Source organism: Neisseria sp. HMSC064E01 (assembly GCF_001808875.1).
Classification (GTDB): domain Bacteria; phylum Pseudomonadota; class Gammaproteobacteria; order Burkholderiales; family Neisseriaceae; genus Neisseria; species Neisseria sicca_A.
On record NZ_KV794906.1, the window covers coordinates 1 to 449 of the forward strand.

Annotated in this window: 1 protein-coding gene; it reads left to right on the top strand. The window is 54.8% G+C overall.

The features are described from left to right. Positions 1-449 (top strand): type VI secretion system Vgr family protein (locus tag HMPREF2572_RS03370; RefSeq protein ID WP_148132276.1); only part of this gene is annotated, 449 nt, incomplete at both ends.

Here is a 449-nt window from a genome sequence, read left to right on the forward strand (position 1 = left end):
AAACTCAGGATGGAAGACCAAAAAGGTCAGGAACACATCAAACTCGCCACCGACTACCAGAAGTCCCAACTCAACCTCGGCCATATCGTCGACAGCGGTAGGGAAAAACGCGGAGAGAACGGCGAAGGCTTCGAACTCAGAACCGACGGCTGGGGCGCCGTACGGGCGGGTAAAGGCATACTCGTCAGCGCACAAAACCAAGACGCCAACGGCAAAGTGCTGGATATGGACGATGCCATCGCCCAACTCGAACAGGCACTTTCCCTCGCCAAAAGCCTGAACAAAGCCGCCCAAACCGCCAACAACCACAACACTGATGAAGAAACCCAAAGGGGTCGTCTGAAAGACGCCCTTAAAGACCTCAAAGAAGCCGGCTTGATCCAAACCGCCCCTGCCGGTATTGCTACCGCAACCCAGCAAAGCCAACTGCACACTGCCAATGAAAACAT